Annotated in this window: 15 protein-coding genes and 1 pseudogene; 5 read left to right on the forward strand and 11 right to left on the reverse strand. The window is 57.6% G+C overall.

The window, feature by feature from the left end; all coding sequences use genetic code 11:
• Positions 1–11 precede the first annotated feature (11 nt).
• The 3 genes from L0U83_RS23055 to L0U83_RS23065 form a co-directional block, all read right to left on the reverse strand.
• Positions 12–851: an ABC transporter permease gene (locus L0U83_RS23055; protein WP_233886403.1), complete on the reverse strand. Its 840-nt coding sequence runs from the start codon at positions 849–851 to the stop codon at positions 12–14.
• A complete protein-coding gene (locus L0U83_RS23060) occupies positions 851–1,537 on the reverse strand; it encodes an ABC transporter ATP-binding protein (protein ID WP_233886404.1) in 687 nt (228 codons plus the stop codon). The genes L0U83_RS23055 and L0U83_RS23060 overlap by 1 nt, the downstream gene beginning before the upstream one ends.
• A gap of 150 nt (positions 1,538–1,687) precedes the next feature.
• A complete protein-coding gene (locus tag L0U83_RS23065) occupies positions 1,688–2,719 on the reverse strand; it encodes an ABC transporter substrate-binding protein (RefSeq protein WP_233886405.1) in 1,032 nt (343 codons plus the stop codon).
• A gap of 541 nt (positions 2,720–3,260) precedes the next feature.
• Here L0U83_RS23065 and L0U83_RS23070 point away from each other — a divergent pair.
• Positions 3,261–4,388 (forward strand): porin, encoded by a 1,128-nt coding sequence (locus tag L0U83_RS23070; RefSeq protein WP_233886406.1) that lies wholly within the window; start codon positions 3,261–3,263, stop codon positions 4,386–4,388.
• 187 nt (positions 4,389–4,575) lie between these two features.
• Here L0U83_RS23070 and L0U83_RS23075 read toward each other — a convergent pair whose 3' ends face one another.
• Entirely contained in the window at positions 4,576–5,805 is a 1,230-nt protein-coding gene (locus L0U83_RS23075; RefSeq protein ID WP_233886407.1) for a hypothetical protein, read from the reverse strand.
• Between the two features lie 402 nt (positions 5,806–6,207).
• On the reverse strand, positions 6,208–7,044 hold the full coding sequence (locus tag L0U83_RS23080) for an H-NS family nucleoid-associated regulatory protein (RefSeq protein ID WP_233886408.1): 837 nt from the start codon (positions 7,042–7,044) through the stop codon (positions 6,208–6,210).
• A 656-nt stretch (positions 7,045–7,700) separates the two neighbouring features.
• On the opposite strand from L0U83_RS23080, the gene L0U83_RS23085 reads away from it, so the two are divergent.
• The 3 genes from L0U83_RS23085 (at position 7,701) to L0U83_RS23095 (ending at position 11,656) form a co-directional block, all read left to right on the forward strand.
• The gene (locus L0U83_RS23085) at positions 7,701–8,114 is read left to right on the forward strand and encodes a hypothetical protein (RefSeq protein ID WP_233886409.1); all 414 of its coding nucleotides are present in this window, start codon (positions 7,701–7,703) and stop codon (positions 8,112–8,114) included.
• Between the two features lie 425 nt (positions 8,115–8,539).
• Positions 8,540–10,267, forward strand: a complete 1,728-nt coding sequence (locus tag L0U83_RS23090) for an amidohydrolase family protein (RefSeq protein ID WP_233886410.1) — start codon at positions 8,540–8,542, stop codon at positions 10,265–10,267.
• Positions 10,268–10,357: 90 nt separating this feature from the next.
• On the forward strand, positions 10,358–11,656 hold the full coding sequence (locus L0U83_RS23095; protein ID WP_233886411.1) for a peptidoglycan-binding domain-containing protein: 1,299 nt from the start codon (positions 10,358–10,360) through the stop codon (positions 11,654–11,656).
• A gap of 89 nt (positions 11,657–11,745) precedes the next feature.
• Here L0U83_RS23095 and L0U83_RS23100 read toward each other — a convergent pair whose 3' ends face one another.
• From L0U83_RS23100 to L0U83_RS23110, 3 genes and pseudogenes are all read right to left on the reverse strand, one after another.
• The gene (locus L0U83_RS23100; protein ID WP_233886412.1) at positions 11,746–12,570 is read right to left on the reverse strand and encodes a GIY-YIG nuclease family protein; all 825 of its coding nucleotides are present in this window, start codon (positions 12,568–12,570) and stop codon (positions 11,746–11,748) included.
• A gap of 108 nt (positions 12,571–12,678) precedes the next feature.
• Positions 12,679–15,243 (reverse strand): P-loop NTPase fold protein, encoded by a 2,565-nt coding sequence (locus L0U83_RS23105; RefSeq protein ID WP_233886613.1) that lies wholly within the window; start codon positions 15,241–15,243, stop codon positions 12,679–12,681.
• Positions 15,235–16,590 (reverse strand): annotated as a pseudogene (locus L0U83_RS23110) (alkaline phosphatase family protein); the annotation flags it as partial. The gene L0U83_RS23105 and the pseudogene L0U83_RS23110, both read right to left, overlap by 9 nt.
• 735 nt (positions 16,591–17,325) lie before the next feature.
• Between L0U83_RS23110 and L0U83_RS23115 the strand changes: the two are divergent.
• Positions 17,326–18,513, forward strand: coding sequence for a T6SS phospholipase effector Tle1-like catalytic domain-containing protein (locus L0U83_RS23115; protein ID WP_233886413.1), 1,188 nt, complete (start codon positions 17,326–17,328; stop codon positions 18,511–18,513).
• Between the two features lie 39 nt (positions 18,514–18,552).
• Here L0U83_RS23115 and L0U83_RS23120 read toward each other — a convergent pair whose 3' ends face one another.
• From L0U83_RS23120 to L0U83_RS23130, 3 genes are read right to left on the reverse strand one after another with little or no spacing between them, the layout of a single operon-like run.
• Complete coding sequence (locus L0U83_RS23120) at positions 18,553–19,284, reverse strand: ABC transporter ATP-binding protein (RefSeq protein ID WP_233886414.1); 732 nt, start codon at positions 19,282–19,284, stop codon at positions 18,553–18,555.
• Positions 19,284–20,051 (reverse strand): ABC transporter ATP-binding protein, encoded by a 768-nt coding sequence (locus L0U83_RS23125; RefSeq protein WP_233886415.1) that lies wholly within the window; start codon positions 20,049–20,051, stop codon positions 19,284–19,286. The genes L0U83_RS23120 and L0U83_RS23125 overlap by 1 nt, the downstream gene beginning before the upstream one ends.
• Positions 20,048–21,319, reverse strand: coding sequence for a branched-chain amino acid ABC transporter permease (locus L0U83_RS23130; RefSeq protein WP_233886614.1), 1,272 nt, complete (start codon positions 21,317–21,319; stop codon positions 20,048–20,050). Before L0U83_RS23130 ends, L0U83_RS23125 begins: the two co-directional genes overlap by 4 nt.
• Between the last annotated feature and the right edge of the window lies 1 nt (position 21,320).

Genomic DNA, 21,320 nt, shown 5'->3' on the forward strand with positions numbered 1-21,320 from the left:
TTTGCTCGGGCTCAATGCGCGCTTTCAGGCTGCCATTTGACGAGCCAGCGTTCGAGCACCGCGATCACGAGAAAGAACAGGCCCGACAGAACGGCGCTCATGATGATTGCCGTATAGAGCAGAGCCGAATCGAAGTTGTAGGTCGCCTGGATGATCATCGCGCCGATGCCTTGCGTCGCGCCGATCCATTCGCCAACCACGGCGCCGATCACCGACATCGATGCGGCGATGCGTAGCGCCGAAAACAGATATGGGAGCGAAGCGTAGAGGCGCAGTTTGAAGAAAATTTCCCACTTACTCGCCGAAAGGATCTGCATGAGCTCCATCGCCTGCGGATTGGCCGCCTCGAGCCCCCGCACCATGTTCACGAGCGTCGGGAAGAAACAGACAATCGCCGCGATCGTGATTTTCGGCTCAAGGCCATTGCCCATGATCAGCACCAGAATCGGTGCCTTTGCGACCACGGGAATCGAGTTGATCATCACAGCCACCGGATAGAAGATCTCGCGCAACGTCTTGTTGTGGACAAACAGTGTCGCCAACAGGATCGCCACCGCGTTGCCGAGCAGGAAGCCCCCGACCGCCTCAATGGTGGTCGGCAACATGTTCTGCAACAGCACGTCATGCTTGCTGAACAGCGTTTGCAGGACGAGCCATGGCGACGGCGCGATAAAGGGCTTCACATGAAACCCGGCTACCACGGCCCACCAGGCAAACAGCAGGCCCGCGACGCCCAGAGCGGGCAGACTGCGCGAGTGCCATATCCGCCGGCGGCGCTGGGCAAGGAATGCCTGCGCTTCGTGGTCCGCGTCCTGGGACGACAGATTCAGCTGGATCTCGGACGTAGCCATTAGCAGGTCTCCAGTACACGCCGCAAATGGGCAGCGAGTTCAACGAACTCAGGGGTTTCGCGGATTTCGAGCGTACGGTCTTCCGGCAACGTCACCGGCACGATCTCCCTCACACGGCCGGGGTTGGCCGCGAGCATCAGCACGCGTTGACCGAGAAAGGCCGCTTCATAGATGCTGTGCGTAACGAACAGCGTAGTCAGGTTCAACTCCTTCCAGACCCGGCGCAGTTCCTCGTTGAGGCGGTCGCGGGTAATCTCGTCGAGCGCACCGAACGGCTCGTCCATCAGCAGCACCTTCGGGTCGCTGACGAGCGCGCGCGCGATCGCGACCCGCTGGCGCATCCCACCGGACATCTCATGCGGGTACGCGTCTTCGCGCCCCTTCAGGCCGACTAGTTCGAGCAACTCGCGTGGCGTCGCGCGACCGGCTCGCGACTTGCCGCCTCCGATTTCCAACGGCAACTCAACATTCTGAAGAGCCGTTCGCCAAGGTAGTAGCGCGGCGTCCTGAAACACGAAGCCAATGTCGCGGCGCCCGCGCGCGACCTGGGGCGCCGCGCCGAGCACGCAGATGTCGCCACGGCTCGGCTTGATGAGGTCCGCGACGACCCGCAACAGCGTCGACTTCCCGCAGCCAGAAGGTCCAAGCAGGGTGAGAAATTCGCCCGCTCCGACGTCCAGACTCAAGCCCTCGATTGCAGTGACACTGTGGCGATCCGTGAAGAAGCGCACGCTGATATTGCGGCAGCTGATCGATGAATCAGCGAATTGAGGCTCCGCTAAGGACGAGCCGGTTTGTTCCGCTCGAGGCGGATTGAGAGTGGCAGCATTCATGAATTACACCAGGAGTCGAGATGGCCGGGTAGCGTCCAGAACGTCCAGTGTCATGACGTCCTCGACCTTGGGCTGTTGCGCCACAAACTGACCGAGTTGGCCATACATCGAGATCTGCTCTTCCCAGACCTTCGCGTCCATCGCGCCCCATCCATGTGCCTGCGTGGTCTGGTTGAACGCATAGCCCATGAGCGAATCGACGGAAACCCGCTCATCGACGTAGTTCAAGTTCGGATATTCCTCGACGAGCAGGCGGACCGCTTCGTCACGATGAGCGTTCGCGTAAATCCAACCGCGTGCGGTCGCCCTCAGGAAGCGTGTGACGGTGTCGGGATGCTCCCTGAGTGTCACGCTCGTCGTGTAGTACGGCAGTGCGTAGAGGTGCACTCCAGCGTCCCACAGTCGCAGGTCGACGCGTTCGGTGCCGAGCGGCTTGAGTGCCGAGGTATTCGTTTGCCAGCCCGTCACCGCATCGACCTGTCCGCTCAACAGCGGCATCATGTCGGCTCCAATTGGCACAATGTCGACCTGGCTCTCTGGAATGCTGTTTTTGGCAAGTAGCGCCTTAAGCAAGACCATGCCAGTTGCCTGGATGCCGATGCGCTTGCCGATCATGTCGTGCGGCGTGCGGATTGGCTTCCTCTTAAGAGAAAAGAACGTGTAAGGATGTTGCTGGAGTCCGACGGCGATGCACTTTATCGGCAGGCCTTGAGAGACGGCCAGCATGATGGACGGACTCGATGAAATCTCGCCTGCCTCGAAGCGCCCGGACGCAACGATGGCCACGCCATCAATGTTCGGGCCACCCGGTTGAATGTGAAAATCGATGCCTTCCTGCTCGTAGTACCCGAGTCGCTTCGCCGTAACCTCGGCGATCTGATTGCCGCCTGGGATCCATCCGAGCTGCATATTGACCGTTACTCTGCTACCAGCGAAAGCGCGTACCGAAAGCAGCGCACCTGCTGCGACGACACCACCAGCTGCGACGGTCATACGTAGCAAACGACGGCGCTCGGTATTTTCAATTGCTGACATCTCCATCTCCGGTGATCCTTCGGGGGTTCAGGACGCCGGTCTTGTCTTTTGTCCGAGTGCTGCCGGCGGAATGAATTCTCGATAGCCAAAAGTGTCCCCGCAAGCATCAATTTTTGCGACGCGTGATGCCAGAATTCGCTCACTCAAGATTCTGAAGGGAATCTGAAATTCGAGATGCACCGTGCGCAAATCGCGCACCAAAGGAAGGACACCACTCGAAAATTTCGCTCGCTGGTAGCCAAAATCAATGCTAGACCGCGAGAATTTTGATCCGCAAGAATCAGTTCGCCGACGGGGTTGGCCGTGCAAGCGCCCGGTGTATTCAAATACCGAGCGACGAAGTATTTATCACGAACAGCTCTCACGCCGACCGGCGTGACTTGCCTCACATCGCGTTGGACTCGCGTTCGGTCACTAACTGGCAAACCGGCGGGCGACCTCGACGCAACAAGCTTTCGCTTCATCAGACGTTCGATTCGCAGTCCTTCCGATATGCGAGCGAATCATTCATCCCGATGCAAAATAACTACTCAATGGAATCATGAATCGCCGTCTCTTCCTTCTTGCCGCGACCGCCTTCGCCTGCCAGGCCGCCTCTGCCCAATCCAGCGTGACCCTCTACGGACTGATTTCGACCGGCATCGTCTACACGAACAACCAGGTCGGCTCCGACCACCATGGCCACTCAACGTGGCAATTCGCGAGCGGACCCATGCAAACGCCACGCTGGGGCATGAAAGGGGTCGAGGACCTCGGCGGTGGTCTAAAGGCCATCTTCATACTGGAGAACGGGTACAGCATCGCCAACGGAACGCTTTCGCAAGGCGGGCGCATGTTCGGACGGCAGGCGTTCGTCGGCGTGTCGTCGAATTCATACGGTACTTTGACGCTCGGGCGTCAATACGATGAAGCGGTAACACTCTGTATCTTTGAATCGGCATGCCAGTTTGCGGCATACGGCGCACATATCGGGGACAGCGACAACGTGTTCGACACATTCCGCATAAACAACGCGGTCCAGTACAAAAGCATTAACTACCGGGGACTTCAGGTTGAAGGACTTTACGGCTTTTCTAACAAGGCAGGAGGCTTCTCGGATAACAATGCCTATAGCGCCGCAGCACAGTATGCGAACGGGGCGCTAACACTTGGGGCAGCCTATCTGCAGGTCAACAATCCCAATGACTCGAACAATACCAACGGAGCAGTTGTCAACGACTATGGATTCTCGTCCCCGTTCATCACCAATCCCGCAACAGGATCCGGCGTGAGCAAGCAACGGATGTTTGGCGCAGGTGGCGCCTACGCGTTCGGTACTGCGAGTGTCTCGCTGCTCTATACGAACGTCATGTTCCAATACCTCGACACTTCTCGGCTGTCACTGCAAAACGGCGAAATTTCCTTGACCGATTTTGTGCGCCCAAACGTCTTGCTCGGCGCAGCCTACATCTTTACGACGGGCTCGTACCATCCGCAAAACGACGATCCGAAATGGCATCAGGTGAACGCCGGTGTCGACTATCTTGTCAGCAAGAGGACCGACCTCTTCCTCGTCGGGATCTATCAGAAGGCAGCAGGCGACGCACGATTCGCACAGATTTATTCGCTTTCTCCGTCGAGCACGAAGACACAAGTCTCGGCCGTCATTGGCATGCGACACAAGTGGTAGGGCTGTTAGGTTTAAAAAACCGTGACCCGACCAGTCTGCCGTGACCGTTGGTTTGAAGGTACAAATTGCCCGTGCAGACCGTTCTCGTGGATGCGAACGGTCTCACCATCAGCCTCCGTCTGCCGTGCAACGCTTGGTAAGGCTGAGGAGTCCTGCCGCTAAACGGCGAAGTCCCACCACGAGAACGTTATCGGCCGCTAGATTCCAGATCGACGATCCTCAACTCACCCTTCGAGGAGTTCACACATCCAGTCGTGTTGATCATTGCGGGCTGCCCCTCACTGTGACGCGCCCAGCCGCGTGGGAAATCGAGTTTGTTGGGGCAAACGAATCTAACTTCGCCGAACTGGAAGGCGATCGATGCACTAACAAGATTATCTTGCTTATCAGAATGCGGCCTATAGAGAAGCATCTTGTACATCTGAACCTCGTCAGGCTTCGTGATCTCGTATGTTCGAAGATTGGGGTCGACGATGCCCATGGCCCTCATGGTGCCAACGTTCAGCCCCTGAACCAAAAATCCACTGACCGTCATGGCGGCTAGAACGAAGCCTACCGCGATTCCCGCGTGCTTGAACGCCCTCGTACCCGCAGCCCCGGAAGCGCGATTTCTTAAATAGACGAGCCCGGGAAGAATACCCACAAGCACGACACAAAGCGCAAGGGCTGCGGCTCCCCAGCCCTTTTCTGGAAGGGCGTAAGCATCCGCCAACGCATAGACGGTCCAGATTGGAAAAAGCGAGTAGAGGCCAGCTACCACGGTACCCGCCGCGACGGCAAGGCTTTTCCCTATTCGACGGCGTCGCAAGAACTTCCAGAGCGGCACGATATCCGGGCAGTCCAGCCACTTGGGCACTACGGTGGTGTGTGCGTGTCCCGGCATCCGCAACGAATGGTTAAGCACTCGGAGCCAGCTCGGGCTCCACAGCGCCATCGCAAACGATGCGATACCAGATGCCGCAAGCACACACCAAAACATCAACCAAAGCCCAGGAATGCCTCCACTGAAGCCAAAGAAGCCCAGACACGCGCTGTAGAAAATTGCCCACACGAAGGACGTCAATCCAGCAAGCTTCCATAGTCCGCCGCCTTCCCCGTCCGATTTTGAATCGGTGAAGAAGCATGTTAAGAGCACTGACGGTGCAACGGTACAAATGATGAACGCTCCCCACGTGAGGAGCGTCGCCTGAAGCAGCGCCGACAAGCCAGCAGCGGAAAGCGCAGCCGATGCGAATAGTTCGGTATGTCCGATCAAGCGCAAATACGCATATACCTGGAGCGCTGAGACCGGGAGCAAGACAACGCTCGTCTTAATTACGGCATCCAGCACGTCTCTGTAGTAGTTTAAGAGGTCTCTAAACTCCGCCTTTTTTCTCTCCGGCTTCCGGAGACGCCCCGAACCCTTAAGATGCTTCATATAGCTTTTCGATAGTTATAACGATTCCTGCGGGCGAGTTCATACCGGCACCACGCCCAAAGGCGTTAAATTATCATACGAATAAAACTCACAGGAAGCAAAGCAGCAGAGTCGAGACCACATCAGGTCTCACAACTGGTGACGGTGGACGAGCTACGGGCTTTGGGAAGAGCCGGATAGTTGTATGACCCCAGCCATTTGAGAAGGCGAGTTGTTTGCGTAGAAGAGGCTTCGATGCCAGATCGCCAGCGCTCCGAGGCGGCTAGAGCTGTTGATTCTCCCCCACGGCTCCCGGCCTTAAAGCACAAAAAAGCCGCTGCGCCAAAAGCTCACTCAGGAGCCTTTCAGCGCGGCGGCCTTTATACTTCCGCGTCGCAAATTCTTGCTCACGGGTAGTTACTGCTAGAGCGATCCCATCGACGCAGCGCTCGATTGTTCCACTGCCGCTACCGGCGCGACCGCTTCCGCCGCTACCTTCTTTGCCCGCGCCTTCCTAGCTGGTGCCTTCCGGGCTGCAGCTTTCTTCGCCGTGGACTTCTTTGCCGCCGCCTTCTCGACGACGAGAACTTGCGCCTCAACTTTAGCGCCGGGAGTCTTGGCACGAACGACCTTTCTCGCCACCGCGCCACGCTTGGCGGCCGCCTTCTTCGCAGCGCCCCGCTTCACTGCGGGCTTTTTCACTCCGGCCTTTTTGGCTGGTTCTGCTTTAGCGCCTCTTGAACCGGTTGCCGTCGTTGCCGCTTCTTCCCCAATCAAAAATTTTGTGCGGTCCTTTGCATCCGCAAGCCATGCCGGAGCCCGGCCTCGCCCGCTCCACGTTGCGCCGGTCTTCGGGTCGCGATACATCGCGGGTTGCGGGCCACGCGGATAATTTCCGGGCCTTGCCCCAACCTTGACTTCAGATTGAGCTACCGACTTCCCACTTTCGACCAGAAACTTCGTCCGATCCTTTGCTCCAGCAATCCACGCAGGCGCTCGCCCACGCCCCGACCACGATGCTCCGGTTTTCGGGTCAACATACTTTGCAGCGACCGCACCTCGTTTATCGACCGCCTTGGCCACTGACTTGCGACCGCGTCGGCCACCGATATGCGCATCGATGTCAGCGGTACTGATTCCGTGCTTATTCATTAAATCACGGATCTTCTCGAGAACACTGGAACTCTGCTTCGCCACTACCGCCGCAGCTTGTGCCTGGAGCTTCGCGATTCTTGCCTGAATTTGTTCGAGAGTCGCCATAGTAATCTCATGTTGGAACGATTTCCGGAACTATGCCACAGTCAGTCGCTCGTATGCTAGTTCCGTGTCCTATTTAATGTCTTTATCTAGCAAAAAAGCGCAGCGCAAGTGACTACACATTCTTTCGAGAGCTGGTCCAGTCTCGAAAATCGCCGAGTCTCCATTCACGGCCTCTCGGCATCAAATTCGCCTGGGCTCCGTCGCTGACATATCGCACCGGAGTCGCGTCGGCGGACGCTCCACACGTATTCGGCGTCGGAATCATAGCCGCCCGGACCGAGGAGATGGTAACGACGCCCGCTTTCCGTCACGCCTGTACAGCGTTGAGCGTCGAGTTCGATAACCTTCGTGCTCACTCGCCCGTAACCGGACCATGTGTCAAATCCGACGAAATGACCGTCCCCAGCGTCGGTCCGACGAAGGGACCAGCGCTCGAGGAAGACCTCAGGAAGAGACTAGTGCATGGAAAACGGCCACCGCCCAAGCCCCGTCCGTGGATGTACTCGAGCATTTTGACATGCGCTATGAAGGCGAAGCGCCACTCTCTTTCCAGAAAGCTCTTACGTCTCCATAAGCGAAGCCATCTGCAATCGCATTGACGTCGACGATAAAACCATTGGCTACACCTCATACACCCAATAGCTTCCTACTCACACATGCCTAAAATAAAACTAGAAAAGCCCGGCTTCTTCGAAATCGTTTGGGAATTCGACAAGCTTATCGATAGCTTGCTCAAGCAATTCGACTATATCGACATCGACAACAACGAGCTTGCCCAAAGAGCGATTGAGCTAGCCCCGCGATATAAATCCGTGATGAACGATGACAACATATTCGGGCATTTGATGGACTATAAAACCCGCGACAACGAGCACATTAGGAATTGTGCACACTGCCACCTATTACAGGAAGCGGAGCAACTCGTCGTCTATATCAGGCGCAGGCGCGCGGACGCGTGGAAAAGAGTGTCAGCACTGGATGAGCTTTGGAACGGCCCTCGGAAACGGCCTAGCCCAAGTTACGACTACTCCGACGAAGTTGGCATCCTGACAGAAAGCAGCTTCATATAGTCTAGCTGGAGTACTCAATGTTTTCTCAAGACAGCTCAGATGATTTTCTGTTTTAGTGTAAGCGGTTCGAGTATTCGGGCGAGTGAGTTCGCTCCATCCGAATCATTGCGGGAGGTAGCATTCGTTCACACCTATTGCCCAGAGTGGCGCGTCGGTCTTTCGTACCCTGCCTGACTGCCCTCCTTCGAACTCCGATAAAGCGCTTCGATGCCCCGGTATGGGGCCTTTCGTCTGTTCGCTTTCACACATTCAAAGCATGCCAGCCCACGCATACTGAAACCAAGACAGAGAGTCGATGAATTGAGGGGAAAATGAAAGCATACATACGAAAGGCGACAGATCGACTATCCATACATCCTCGAAGCATATCTAACGCCTCCTTTTCGCTTGCGGGAAGACGCCAAGCACTTCGAATAATCGCGGGCTTGGCGTTGCCGAGTGTCTCGACCGTAGCTTTCGCCACGCTCGGCGGTGCAAGCGCATCCTCAGCCCCGCCTCCTCCGACCGAACAGAAGATCCACCCCATCCTCAAACCGCTGAAGATCAACCGAGGCGGCAAGCCCACAGGGTTTTGCATCGACGTCCACGCACATATCTTCAACGCGAGTGACATAGACGTCGTCGGTTTCATCAGAAAGGATGTTGGACATAAATTTGTCGGCGATATTGAGCGCTTTATTGATGGCATGGCGTTGGTCGCCGGAGAACTCCAGAACATAGAAATCTCTGCTGCGAAAGAGCTGGGCTTTTTGCGTGAGATTGCCGAAAAAATGAGAGGAATGAGCGATGTAAATATCGCCAAGGAGATGGACGGGTTCGCAAGTGGTAAACGCGACTCTATTGCCCGAGATATCGCGCAGGCAATGACCAAACATGACGGCCTTATAGATCTATACAAGAAGCTCAAACGCGAATTCTACGAACAGTCGCAAAAGGCAGAGTCAAAACGCGAACCGCCCAAGCAGGCCACGCCCATCCCGGGACCAACGACTTTCGATGAAAAGACTGTATTGAATGCGATAGATCCCGCGAGAAGGATCAGGGAATATGACCGATTCACTGCCGGCATCCCCGGGGTCATTCCGCGCTTCGATCCCGATGGCACATTCGAACTCGTCGGCCACATGCTGTCCTACCGCTGGATGAATCTGAGGGATTACGCGCGCTTCTACACAGAGAACAATAACGCGTTCGGCATCGATGCGATGTTTGCCTCATTTGTCAACTTCGACCGCTGGCTCAACATTGCGGGCACGTCGTCTCAGGCCGAGCAGATGGAGCTACACGCCCTTCTTTCCAAACTCAGTGGCGGCTATATGCTGCCCATTGTGGCCTACAACCCATGGACCGACATCGCAGAGAAGGATGCGTCATTCAAGTTGGTGCAAGACGCGGTGCTGAATCACGGGTTCATCGGCGTAAAGATTTATCCACCAACTGGATTTTTTCCCTACGGCAATGGCTCGTTGCATTACCCAACTAGCGAACGCCATCCCCCATTGGATGCGCTAGATGAGAAGTTGTTGCAGATGTTCTCGTGGTGCGCGAAAAACAATGTTCCTGTGATGGCACATTCGGCAGAATCCAACGGGCGAGATGCCGGCAGCGACACGTTTGGTGGTCCGGACGGCTGGAAGGCGCTACTCAACAGGATCGGCACGACACCACCAGTCATAGGCTCGCTTGCGCATTTTGGCGGAGGCGAAAGCGCGTCAATGACTGCACCGAACAATTGGCCGGAGCGGTTCGCGGTAATGATGGCGTCGCCCCAAGGTAAACGGCTTTTCGGCGATCTCGCGTTTTGGGACCAGATGTTGGACTGTAGCCTCCCGCACGATAAATGCGACGTCGCGAAAGAACGCCTTAGGACCGCGTTTTCGAAGAATGTTGACCTCTCCAAGAGACTGATGTTTGGAACCGACTGGGACATGCTGTCTCAGGTTCCGCGATGGGACCGCTATCCGACCATCTTAGTCAGAAATCTACGCGGGATCGTTCTTGATCTGAACGCGTTTCTTTACGAGAACGCAATGAGATGCTTTGGCTTAGAAAATGGCGGGGCGCAGCGAAGCCGCGTTCTTAACGAATTGAGTAAGGTCGAGGGCCACCTGCCGGAGTGGCTTCAGTTCGCGCCATCCGTTGATGGAACTTAGGCGAGTGACAGGCGATGTACTATCTTCTAGAACTACGTATCGCTTGGATCTGATTTCACCGAGAAACCAACTCAAATATGAGGAGTGGAAATGGTCCTTCACGATTCAATGACCAGAGTCTACCTCGAGTCTCCCGGCGTTCTCACGGCTCGGGAGTCGACACCGAATCCCGAGCTCGCACTGCGCCTCGTCGAATCGACATCGCAGATTGTACTGGCTGTCGTGGTCATAGTCATCGCGGTCATGGTTGCCCTCGCAGTCCGCAGGGGCCGCAACTTCTTCTACCGCATGAAGGATGAACAGCATATGTTCGAAAGGGAGCGTATGAGTGAAATTCATTCACTGCTTGAGATATCCCGGCGGCAACAGGCTGAATTCGCCAAACTGCTCGAGTTTATGAGCATACAAAACACCACAAACCTCGCAGCCACTGAAGGATCTGAAGGCATCTGGCGAGACCAGAGCGAACAAGCGCTCTATGCGATGTACGACTCGCTCTCTCCAACCGAGATAGCAATTGCAGTCTTCACGTCACCGGCGAGCTTCCCTTCCATGGATCGCGGTCCGATTGGTTCGAGGTTCGTCACTGCCACCGCAAAAGAGACTTATCTATGGGCGGGCGCCGTGGCCTATGTCATGGAGAATCGCCCCGAAACTTCGGATCGCCAGATTCTTGAGGCCCTGAATCGCTCGTTGCGAAGGACTGTGCAGCAGAATTTATCTTCGTTTTCTGGCTGGTCCGTTTCACCACTCCCGTTCGAAGCCCAAGCTCGCTTGATTGAGGACTTCGTGCTTGAGGCGGGATTGGATGTCTCTTTCCGCGAGATTGAAGCACGCACGAACGCAGCATACGAGATGCTGTTGTGGCGCGGCTTGATCGAAGACCCGCTATGGAAAGGCGTGTCGGGCGTGGCACTCGCCGTCGCGCTGATCGTGCCGGTGCAGTGGTCGAGCACGCAGAGCGGGTTTTCGGTCAACGCCCTTGGCTGGCGTTATACGCAGCTAGGGGAAGGAAATAATACCGAGCGGTCGTTCAAGCTTCGCGTCAAGGAGGTTTCGAAGGCGGTAATTGATGAAATGGTTCCCGGCGTTTTGAAGATCGTTGGCGAGCTGAGTGAATCACCGAACCGTGTACAGGAAGACTCTGCTAGAGGCACAGGGCAGCCGTTCGGAAAGGCGAACCCGACGCAGCAAATGCAGGAGGCTCTCCGTCGAGCTGGCTTCGACCCGGGACCGGTAGATGGATTCTTCGGCCCCCTTACCCGAGGTGCTCTGATGGAATTTCAGCGCGCTTGGGGCTTGCCGGCGACAGGCAAGCCCGATGCGCAATCGATACAAATGCTTCAGCTCAAAAAGCCTGACCTATCCACACGAGGATCCGGTTTCTGAAACGTGCAGAACGCAATCAAACTTCGTCGTGCTCACGCCGCCGATGCCATTAGGCTGCATTCGGCCAGCGCGGCTGAGCTTATAACAGGTCAATTGCGGTTGTATCCGAAGGGGCGCGTCATAAGAATCTCCTTCCAATGGTTTTCCCGTTTGGCGATGTCGTCCTTCATCGTGTGCAGGTCGGCAATTTCCAGTATCGAGAATCTGAGATCGGCAGCCCGGTCAGGGCCCGCCTCGATGCCGAATTCCCTTTTTAGGGCAACGTTGTGGCCATGCGTCGTCGCCGCGTAAATACACCACCGCCCCCAAATACCCTCTTCGCCGTCCGCCTTCCCGACGTATAGCTTGCCGGTCTTGGCGTCGGTAATGAGATAGATGCCCTTCACACTAGAAAGTGCCGCCTTCCACGATTCGACATTTTGCCGCACGACGATATCTAGTTGCCTTTTTGTCAACTGCACATTTTTGTAGCCTGGAAACAAGCTGATGCTCAGGCGTTCGCGAAGCAGCTCGGAAATGAGTAGATCATCGGCGAGAGTTTCACCGCGCGGGTACGAATTTCGCTGCTTATACTCGCTGGCGAGGTATAGACGTCCCACAAATTCTTCGGCAGCCTCGACACGGGTCATGTTATATACGTAGTGGGGTTGTGCGTCCTCTACACGCTCTTCGCAACCATGGACTTGGAACAAGCCGACGAAAAGCCAACGCGTCGGGCTGTTTGCCTGAACCAAAGAAACAACGTACTCGCGTCCAAAATTTCGATTTCGCTGCCAGTTTTGCCATTCATCGAAATTACCCTCGAGAAAGACGTCGAGGGGGTGTTCGTGTTGGTTAAATCTTGCCAAGTGCACCTTAGACTTCGCGACGGAAAAATTAGCCTCACAAGTACGCAACAAATCGAACAACACCAATTTTGCCTCCGGCGTTTGTAGTTTCGTGGGAGATCACTGCGAAGCGAGAGCGGTCTGGAGCCAATAATACCGGAGGACACGAGCCACATGTCATGGCGGCAGGCACACTCAACGAGACTTCGCTTCGAGGGAATACGTTCTGATTCGATTTGGATTGCAGAAGGAAAATCGGGCAACAAATGGCGCGTACAAAGCCATTCTTACCAACGTAGAACTACTGTCGTGTTCCGGAACAAGGAGCTTAAGACCACGACTGAAATCCGTTGCACCGGGACTCCCCTGAAATAGCCCCTTTTCGAGTCGCTCTATTAGAGAGAGTATTCCGAGATCTTCTTCTGAAGCAATTGCCTGTTCAACTGCATATTGCTCAAACGATGCGGCGTATCCAGTGACGAACGCCAATTGAAGCAGAACTGCCTTGTAGTGCGGTGCCGGACCGCCAGGCTGCGCAGCGGACAACCAGTCGCTTGGCGTGGAATTCCAGAGAGTTGCCTTAATTACCCTATAACTATTGGCGAACCGTTTCAATCGACGGGGCGTGTTGCCAGCTATAAACGCGACTTCTTTCATGAAGTCTATTTCGCTGCGTTGCAAGACCACCCGTTCCTCAATTCGCATTGTTGGAACGTCGTTACCACTTAGCGTGCTTGCGACGCTTTCATCGCGTGCACTTCCAGGGCGAGGGCTGGGACCTTGTGATTCGATTTTAGGCTGAGGACCAAAGCCGGTGGGTTGCGCCGGAACTGGCTCATCGGGAGGTAACTCAGGGAGAGGGGCGTCGCCTGAACCGATACCGGAACCAGATTGGGTGGAACCTTTTGATAGCGACGGGGCCGACGGTTCCGTTGGAATGTCGTCCCTGGTGTAGGCTTCGAGGAGTGCTGCTCCAGCGAGGTTGTCGACGGGCCTCACCCAGTAGGGAATTTGAAAAATCTTCTCAATGTAATCGTCGGGCTCAGCGACGATATCTCGGCGGCGGATATACCCACCAGAATCTTCATTGTTCTGGCTAGTGAACGGCTCGGTAGCCAATTGCCCCCTATAGTAAGCTCGAAGGGCGCTAGACACCCAGCGGTAATCCACCGCGACCACGACCACGAATAACGGAAATGCCAGCAGAAGGTGAATCGCTTGGAGAACCTCTGCAACTTTGTCAGGCCTGCACCGGTCGAGGTCATCAATGTAAAGGATAATCCTGTCAAAGTACCGAAGTTCTCCAGTAGGTGCGGATTCTTCCAGTCGCAGACCCTCGCGTTCTAACACGTCGCTATATCGCGCGATGGTTTCCTTCTCATAGTGGTCCAACGGCACAGTTTGCACGTCAGAACGGCACATAATTTGACTTAGCTGATCGAAGTCTCTTCGTATCGTGGCAACCAACCCTAGGTACCGTGAGTAATCTTCGCCGCTCGCTTTCTCGCAAATGAATTCGTTAAGAAGCGCATGCGGGGACGTACGCTGGAAATCTTGTTTTGCGATCAAAAGCGCTTCCTCGGCGGATGCGACCACTCGTTCTGCTACAGCTACCCTCTCTCGTCTTGCCGCTCCGTCCTCCGCCGTATCCGAAGCTATCTCGCGTTGTATTCGCTTTGCTACTTCTCCTAACTTCGCAGTGGCCTCCGCTGTTTTTTTCGCTATCGAGTTGAGTGCAGTAAAAAAACCAAGTGCAGTCGCAATCATCCCCCCGACTACGTTTGCAGCTTTTTTCGCGAGTTGCCAATCCAATATTCTTACCAACTCTCCGGCGGCCCAAGATCCCAAGATCATGAAGCCAAGGACGACTGCTGCCCAGACAAGGATTTGACGAGGGCCTAGCCGGAGCTTAGCTATCGACTTGAGAACGAGCACGTTGCGGCTGAGCAACGTGCGTGTTCTCTGCGCCTCCGTCATCAACTGCCTGACCGATGCAATATCGGCTGGTAGCCCCAGGTCGTCCGCTGCCTGTAGCAGCTCATTTTGCTGTTCTGGCGTCATACCCCTTGCAAGCGCGTCGACGGCGACACCAGCAAGTTTTCCTGCGCTGATGCCTCGACTTCCAGCGCCACCCTCGGCCTCCGTCTCGTGACGAACTTCTTTGAGACTTGCTTGCGCGCGCTCGAGCTGTATGCGGGCCTCATTCACGCGCTCGATGCTCTCCATTCTGAGTCGCTGCGGTGTCGCGAGTTTACTAAATAACTTCTTTGCTCGGATGTCTCCGTTTTCCTTTTTTCGCAAATGATCCTCAAGATTGTTAAAAATATGAGTCGCAAGGCTCGCCCACAAATTTGTCTCGACGTAATGCCAAGCATTGAATTTTATTTGAACCGCCTCATTGGTGTATGCGTCACCCTTCAGCAACTTCAGCAAGTCGATTTGTGTCTCCATTCTCTCCATGAAGGACGATTTTCCCGCACCCCAGTCTCCGAATATTCCGATAGCAAAAGGCGCGATTGTTTTCTTGTCGATTGCAATCCGGGCGAAGGCCTCCGCGTCGGTTTGCGTCCCAAGTGCATCTCCAATGATCGTTGTCCGATCGTTGTCTAGAACGGCGCGACGCCTAGCCTCCAGCGGGTTGTCGAGGAGACCCGCCGTATGCTCGGATTGTGTCCCCGGTACATCGCCGATGGCGGCTGTCTGCTCGTAGTCTCGCGGGTCTGGGCTCCTGCCCCCTAGCAGGTTGTTGAGGAAATCCACCGCATGCTGGCGTGTGTGCATCGCGCCGAGCGTGGCCGCCGGGTCGAGCCCCGAGCGCCGTGCCGTGCCGCTCACGAGACTCTTCTGGAGGTCGTTCAGCGGGCGGCCGAGACTAGTCGCAATGAAGCCGGAGGCAGGCGGCGCTGAGATTGTCGGCAGGTCAGTACGCGGCGTGTCGAGCGTTAGCACCTGGGCGAGCGTGGGCGCCGCCTCAACGCGCCTGCTTGCGAGCATGGCGGCAGGCGCGATGTCGAGCCAGTCGCGCAGCGTGGCGAGAATCGACGTGTGGTCGTAGGGCGTGGCGTTGGGCGAGCGGAACACGGTACCCGGTGCGATGTAAGGCGAAACCACGACCGCTGGCACGCGCACGCCAAAGCTGTCAAAGCTGAAGTCTTCGTCGCCAGGGTAGCTCGCGGCATCGGGCGGCACGGCGTTGGCGGGCGGCAGCACGTGGTCGTAGGTGCCGCCGTGCCCGTCGTAGGTGATAACGAGCAACGTTTCGGGCCACGCGGGCGACGTGCTCACCGCCTCCCAGATGTCGTAGAGAAAGCGCTCGCCCGCATAAATGTCGTGTGGGGGATGCTGATCGTTCGGATCGAGCAAAAAGCGCGGCTCGATGAACGAATACTGCGGCAGCGTGTTGTTCTGGCAGTGTGAGACGAAATCGCTGAAGCGCTGGAAGTTCGGCTTGTATTTAGCATCCCATAACGTTGGGAACATCGTGAGCGTGAGAGACGGCGCAACGAGCTCGTCGCTGTAAACTGCCCAACTCACGCCCGTGTCGCCCAGTACGTTGAAAATCGTACGTACCTGCCAGTTGAACGGGTCGGGCGGTGAGCCATTGTCGACATGCCCGTTAGACGTTCCCGCGTGGGCGAACGCGCGGTTGGGCCAGGTCTGGCTCGGCACGCTCGCGAACCAGGCGTCCGAGACAGCGTATTCGCGCGCGAGCGTGGAAAGCACCTTCAACTGATCCGGGCTGTGGCACTGCATGACCTGGCTCGCGTCCGTCGTCGAGGTCGTCTCGTAGTTCTGCACGAAGCCGGACATGGGCGCGGCACCTGCCGCGTCGCCGAGTAGTTGAGCGCGCACGTTTACGAACGTATCTTGCGGATCAGGGTCCGGCAGCGTCGCGGTGTAGGCCGGCGTGGTCGCGAGTATGGTGCCGCCCTCCCTCGTCGGATTGCCGAGACCTGCCTTGAGACCGTCGAATGGATGCTCTGCGCTGGAGTTGGGCAAGAAATGCATGTGGCTGCCGCCGCTCGCGTACAGGCCGCCGAGCATCGTATCAAACGAGCGGTTTTCGAGCATCACGACGACTATATGCTTGATGTTCAGGATGGACATGGCTCTCTCCGTCGCGCGTTAGCAGGGCGAGGTTGACGCAGAGTATTGGTACAGGGGCCGGCATTCCGCAAGGTTAGGGAACCCTAAGGCTTCGCCGGCGCTTCGTATGTGCTCTTCGATTGTGACCCGAGGCATGGCCCCCTCACCGGGCTGTCTTTTTCGCAGCGATTTTGGTACTGCTGCTGACCGTCGAGCATTGGACCGATACCCTTTCGCCGGGTCCGACGCCTATTCGAGGTGACACCAGAAGCGCCCTCCAACCAAGCAGGTCGCTGCGGCCCTCATCTGCCGAGATACGCCCGCGCGGACGCCCCTACAGAGCGGCCTGCCTGAATCAGGATGTGTGCCAGTGCTCATTCCCCAAACACCAGCTGCATTTGGAAAGTTCGCGGAAACTTTCCGTGGTGCCCCTCTCCCCTCAAACCCACTATCATGCGGAAGACTGCAAATTTCGCGGTAACTTAACGTGGACGCGAAGTAAAACTTAAGTTGTCAGAGCAGCTGATCCAGCCGCTGCGAGCCCTGCCGATCTCAGCCGTACGTGCGCCATCGCACATTCCTGCGCCTCGCAATCCGAGGTGCAGAGGCTATATTTGTAGATCTAAGGTTCAGCACGCGCATCGCACGCGATTTCGCATTTGCGGAGGCAGCACCCGACACGTTACTCAGGATTGCGAACAAGTGTGACGTCGATTCGCAGCGTGTGGCGGTTCAATTGCGTGTAAGGAGCTAGCGATGTCCAAAACGATAGTCTTTTGCGCAGACGGTACGTGGAACGGACCCGAAGATCCGGCAGGAAAAGGCGACGGAGTCGCTCCCGAAGCTGAGGCGGGATGTCAGCCCGAACTGACCAACGTATGCAAGCTTTTCGCGTGGCTCGATGGAACCATGCTGCCCGAAGGAACCGACTGGGGTGGCATCGAGATGGAAAAGGCCCTTTCGGACGCAGACGGCAACCCCGTACAAATCGCGAAATATATTCACGGGGTCGGAAATTCCCAGCAACTGATCGATAAAGTCGCGGGCGGCGCGTTTGGCGTCGGTGTCGTCGCCCGCATCGCGCGCGGGTATACCTACATTTCGCGCAACTTCGAGGCGGGCGACAGCATTGTGATCGTCGGATTCAGCCGCGGAGCGTACACCGCGCGAGCCCTCGCGGGACTGATTGCGGGACAGGGTCTGCTTCGGCCCGATCTCGCTGCCATCGACGATCAGAATCGTTATGACACCGCGGTGGCGGCCTGGTATCGATGGAGGCACGGCCAGGATACGACATTCCAGAAGATAGCGGACGGAGTGCTGGAGTTTTTGACGATCCACACCGCCTTCTCCAACCCGAAGCCTTTGGACGCCAATTCCTTTGTAGACGCAAAAATCGCCGCCGTGGCGGTTTGGGATACGGTGGGTTCGCTCGGCATCCCAATCTACTATCAAGGTTCCGCCATCGATCTGTTCCGGTTCTGCGATCTCACTCTCAGCCCGAAAATTGGATTAGGCGTGCACGCGGTCTCGCTCGACGAGCAACGCAGGCCGTTCGAACCGACTTTGTGGAATCCCAACCCGAACGTGACACAAGCGCTTTTTCCCGGCGGTCATTGCGATGTCGGCGGCGGCTATCCCGATCACGGCCTCTCCGACGGCCCCCTGCTCTGGGTCGCGGACAGGTTGCAGCATACGGACGTGGGATTGCACTTGGCGCTGCGTCCTCCCGTTGCCGTCCAATCCGATCCATTGGGCCCGCGACACCGGGAATGGGTAGAGGATCGTGTCTGGCTGGCCGCCGGTGTGGCGCCGCGAGCCTTCCCGGCAGGCATGGTTGTCAACGACAACATACGGCAGCGCATGAACGGCCAACCTGAGGATCTTTTTGGGGCTGCCGGTCAGCAGCCGACTTATTCGCCGGGTAACTTGCCCCCGCGCTGAGCGCAATTTCCGCCGCAGCGCAACCGATCGAAGCGCGCCCTACACTTCCAGCCATTCCTGGCGGACGCGCGCATCGGCTTTCAGCTGCTGCGGCGTCCCCTCGAACACGATCTGGCCATGCCCCATGACGTAGACGCGCTGCGAGATATCGAGCGCAATGGCCTGCTTCTGCTCGACGAGCAGCACCGAAATGCCGCGCGCCTTCAGCGTCTTCAGGTACTCGCCCACCTGCGCGACGACGAGCGGTGCGAGCCCTTCAGTCGGCTCGTCGATGATGATGAGGTCGGGGTCGCCCATGAGCGTGCGGCACAGCGTCAGCATCTGCTGCTCGCCGCCGGAGAGCAGGCCCGCAGGCGTGTCCTCGCGCTCCTTCAGGCGCGGGAACATCCGGTACATCTCGTCGAACTGCCAGCGCGGCTTCTGGCGCCGCTTCTGGCCCGATCGGCTGCGCTTTTCGCCCAGCATCAGGTTCTGCCGCACGGTGAGCGTCGGGAAGATATCGCGGTTTTCCGGCACATAGCCTATGCCCCGGTGCGCAACCTCGAATGTGCGTAGCCCACGCACCTCCTCGCCGCGCAGCAGAATCTGCCCTTCGCAGCGCACGAGCCCCATGATGGCTTTGGCCAATGTCGAGCGGCCCACGCCGTTGCGTCCAAGCAAGGCGACGATCTCGCCCTCGCCCACCTGCATCTCGACACCGTGCAGGATATGGCTCTTGCCATAGTACGCATGCAGGCCGCGCACTTCGAGCATGGAATTGGCGGCCGCCATCAATGTGCACCTTCGGGTTCGTCCAGCGTGGTGCCCAGATAGGCTTCCTTCACGCGGCGGTTGTTACGGATGGCTTGCGGCGTGTCCGTGGCGATCACCTCGCCGTACACGAGCACCGATATGCGGTCGGCGAGGCCAAAGACGACGCTCATGTCGTGCTCGACCATCACCAGCGTCTTGCCGATGGTGACCCGGCGAATCAGTTCCACCGCGTGATCCGACTCGGAGCGGCTCATGCCCGCCGTGGGTTCGTCGAGCAGGATCACTTCGGCGCCGCCCGCAATCGTGATGCCGATTTCGAGCGCGCGCTGCTCCGCGTACGTGAGCAGCCCGGCAAGCGTGTCATGCCGCCCCTGCAGGCCGATCAGTTCGAGCACTTCTTCGGCGCGCTCACGCGCGTCGCGCAATTGCTCGAGGCGATGCCAGAACGAATACCGGTAGCCGAGCGACCACAGCACGGAACAACGCAAATTCTCGAACACCGAAAGGCGATGAAAAATGTTCGTCACCTGAAAGCTGCGCGAGAGCCCCATGCGGTTGATCTTGTATGGCGGCAGCCCGCCGATATCGACGCCGTTGAGTTTTACCGTGCCGGAACTCGGCGCCATGCGCCCCGAAATCAGGTTGAACGTCGTCGACTTGCCCGCGCCGTTGGGGCCGATCAGCGCATGCCGTTCGCCCTTCGCGATATTCAGGTCCACGCCGCGAATGATCTCCGTGCGCCCGAAATTCTTGCGGACTTCGCGCAACTCCAGTGCGGCCGTCATACGTTGCTCCCTGCGATTTCCCGTTGCACGCCATCCCACGCGTCGCGCACCCGCGCGGCCGCGAGGCGTCCCGCCTGCGCGCCCAACGCCCACAGCACCGCCGCGACGGCCCATGGCTTCCACGACGCGGCATCGAAGTTCAGGCCGAAGAACGCCATTGCCGTACCGTTGTCACTATCGATCTGAACCTTGTAGACGAGTTCGACCGTCAGCACGAGCGCGCCAAGCAGGATCAGCGCCGCGCCCAGCCCAGACGCATAGGAAGGCATCATGCGGTGCAGCTTGCGCGCCGCAATGAGAGGAACCTGCTTCATCAGCAGGCTCGACACGCCGCCCGGCACATACATCACCACCAGCACGAAGAAAAGGCCGAGGTACAGCAACCATGCCGGCGTGAGATTGGACAACGCCACCGCAAACAGCACGAACAGAATGGAGCCGATGATCGGCCCGAAGAAAAACGCCCCGCCGCCGATGAACGTCGCCAGCAGCACGCCACCCGACTGCGCAGCGCCGACGTTCTCCGCCGTTACGATCTCGAAGTCGATCACCGAGAGGCCGCCCGCAATGCCCGCGAAGAACGCCGAAAGGACCATCACGAAAAAGCGCACGCGCTGCGTGTTGTAGCCGACGAATTCCGCACGCTCGGGATTGTCGCGCACGGCGTTGGCAATGCGGCCGAGCGGCGTCTGCGTCCATGCGTACATGGCGATCATCGACACGAGGCACCACGCCGCGATCAGGTAGTACACCTGGATCGCCGGTCCATAAGTGATGCCGAGCACCGCATGGCCAACCGTGCGATTGGTCGGCACCCCGCCTTCGCCGCCGAAGAACCCTGGAAACATGAGCGAACTCGCCGCCACCATCTCGCCGATGCCAAGCGTGATCATCGCGAAGGTAGTGCCCGACTTGCGCGTGGTCACATAGCCGAACAGCACGCCGAACAGCATGCCTCCGAAGCCGCCCACCAGCGGCAGCAGCGAAACGGGCAACGGGAAATGGCTCGCGCCAATCTGGTTGAGCACATGCGCCGCCACGAATGCGCCGAGCCCGGAGTACACCGCGTGCCCGAACGAGAGCATGCCGGTCTGTCCGAGCAGCATGTTGTACGAGAGCGCGAAGATAATCATGATGCCCATCTGCGAAAGCAGCGCGATGGCAAAGCCACTGGAAAACACGAGCGGCAGCACCAGCATCACGAACACCGTGGCGCCCCAAATGATCCAGCGCAGCGAATGCGCGGTTCGCAGTCCGTGGCGTTGCATG

The organism is Paraburkholderia flagellata (assembly GCF_021390645.1).
In the GTDB taxonomy this organism is placed as follows: Bacteria; Pseudomonadota; Gammaproteobacteria; order Burkholderiales; family Burkholderiaceae; genus Paraburkholderia; species Paraburkholderia flagellata.

What these genes read in the sequence shown, in the direction of transcription:
- L0U83_RS23115 (WP_233886413.1), top strand. Translation starts at nt 17,326, where the DNA reads ATGTCCAAAACGATAGTCTTTTGCGCAGACGGTACGTGGAACGGACCC.
- L0U83_RS23125 (WP_233886415.1), bottom strand. Translation starts at nt 20,051, where the DNA reads ATGACGGCCGCACTGGAGTTGCGCGAAGTCCGCAAGAATTTCGGGCGC.
- L0U83_RS23085 (WP_233886409.1), top strand. Translation starts at nt 7,701, where the DNA reads ATGCCTAAAATAAAACTAGAAAAGCCCGGCTTCTTCGAAATCGTTTGG.
- L0U83_RS23075 (WP_233886407.1), bottom strand. Translation starts at nt 5,805, where the DNA reads ATGAAGCATCTTAAGGGTTCGGGGCGTCTCCGGAAGCCGGAGAGAAAA.
- L0U83_RS23065 (WP_233886405.1), bottom strand. Translation starts at nt 2,719, where the DNA reads ATGTCAGCAATTGAAAATACCGAGCGCCGTCGTTTGCTACGTATGACC.
- L0U83_RS23095 (WP_233886411.1), top strand. Translation starts at nt 10,358, where the DNA reads ATGGTCCTTCACGATTCAATGACCAGAGTCTACCTCGAGTCTCCCGGC.
- L0U83_RS23120 (WP_233886414.1), bottom strand. Translation starts at nt 19,284, where the DNA reads ATGGCGGCCGCCAATTCCATGCTCGAAGTGCGCGGCCTGCATGCGTAC.
- L0U83_RS23070 (WP_233886406.1), top strand. Translation starts at nt 3,261, where the DNA reads ATGAATCGCCGTCTCTTCCTTCTTGCCGCGACCGCCTTCGCCTGCCAG.
- L0U83_RS23130 (WP_233886614.1), bottom strand. Translation starts at nt 21,319, where the DNA reads ATGCAACGCCACGGACTGCGAACCGCGCATTCGCTGCGCTGGATCATT.
- L0U83_RS23080 (WP_233886408.1), bottom strand. Translation starts at nt 7,044, where the DNA reads ATGGCGACTCTCGAACAAATTCAGGCAAGAATCGCGAAGCTCCAGGCA.
- L0U83_RS23055 (WP_233886403.1), bottom strand. Translation starts at nt 851, where the DNA reads ATGGCTACGTCCGAGATCCAGCTGAATCTGTCGTCCCAGGACGCGGAC.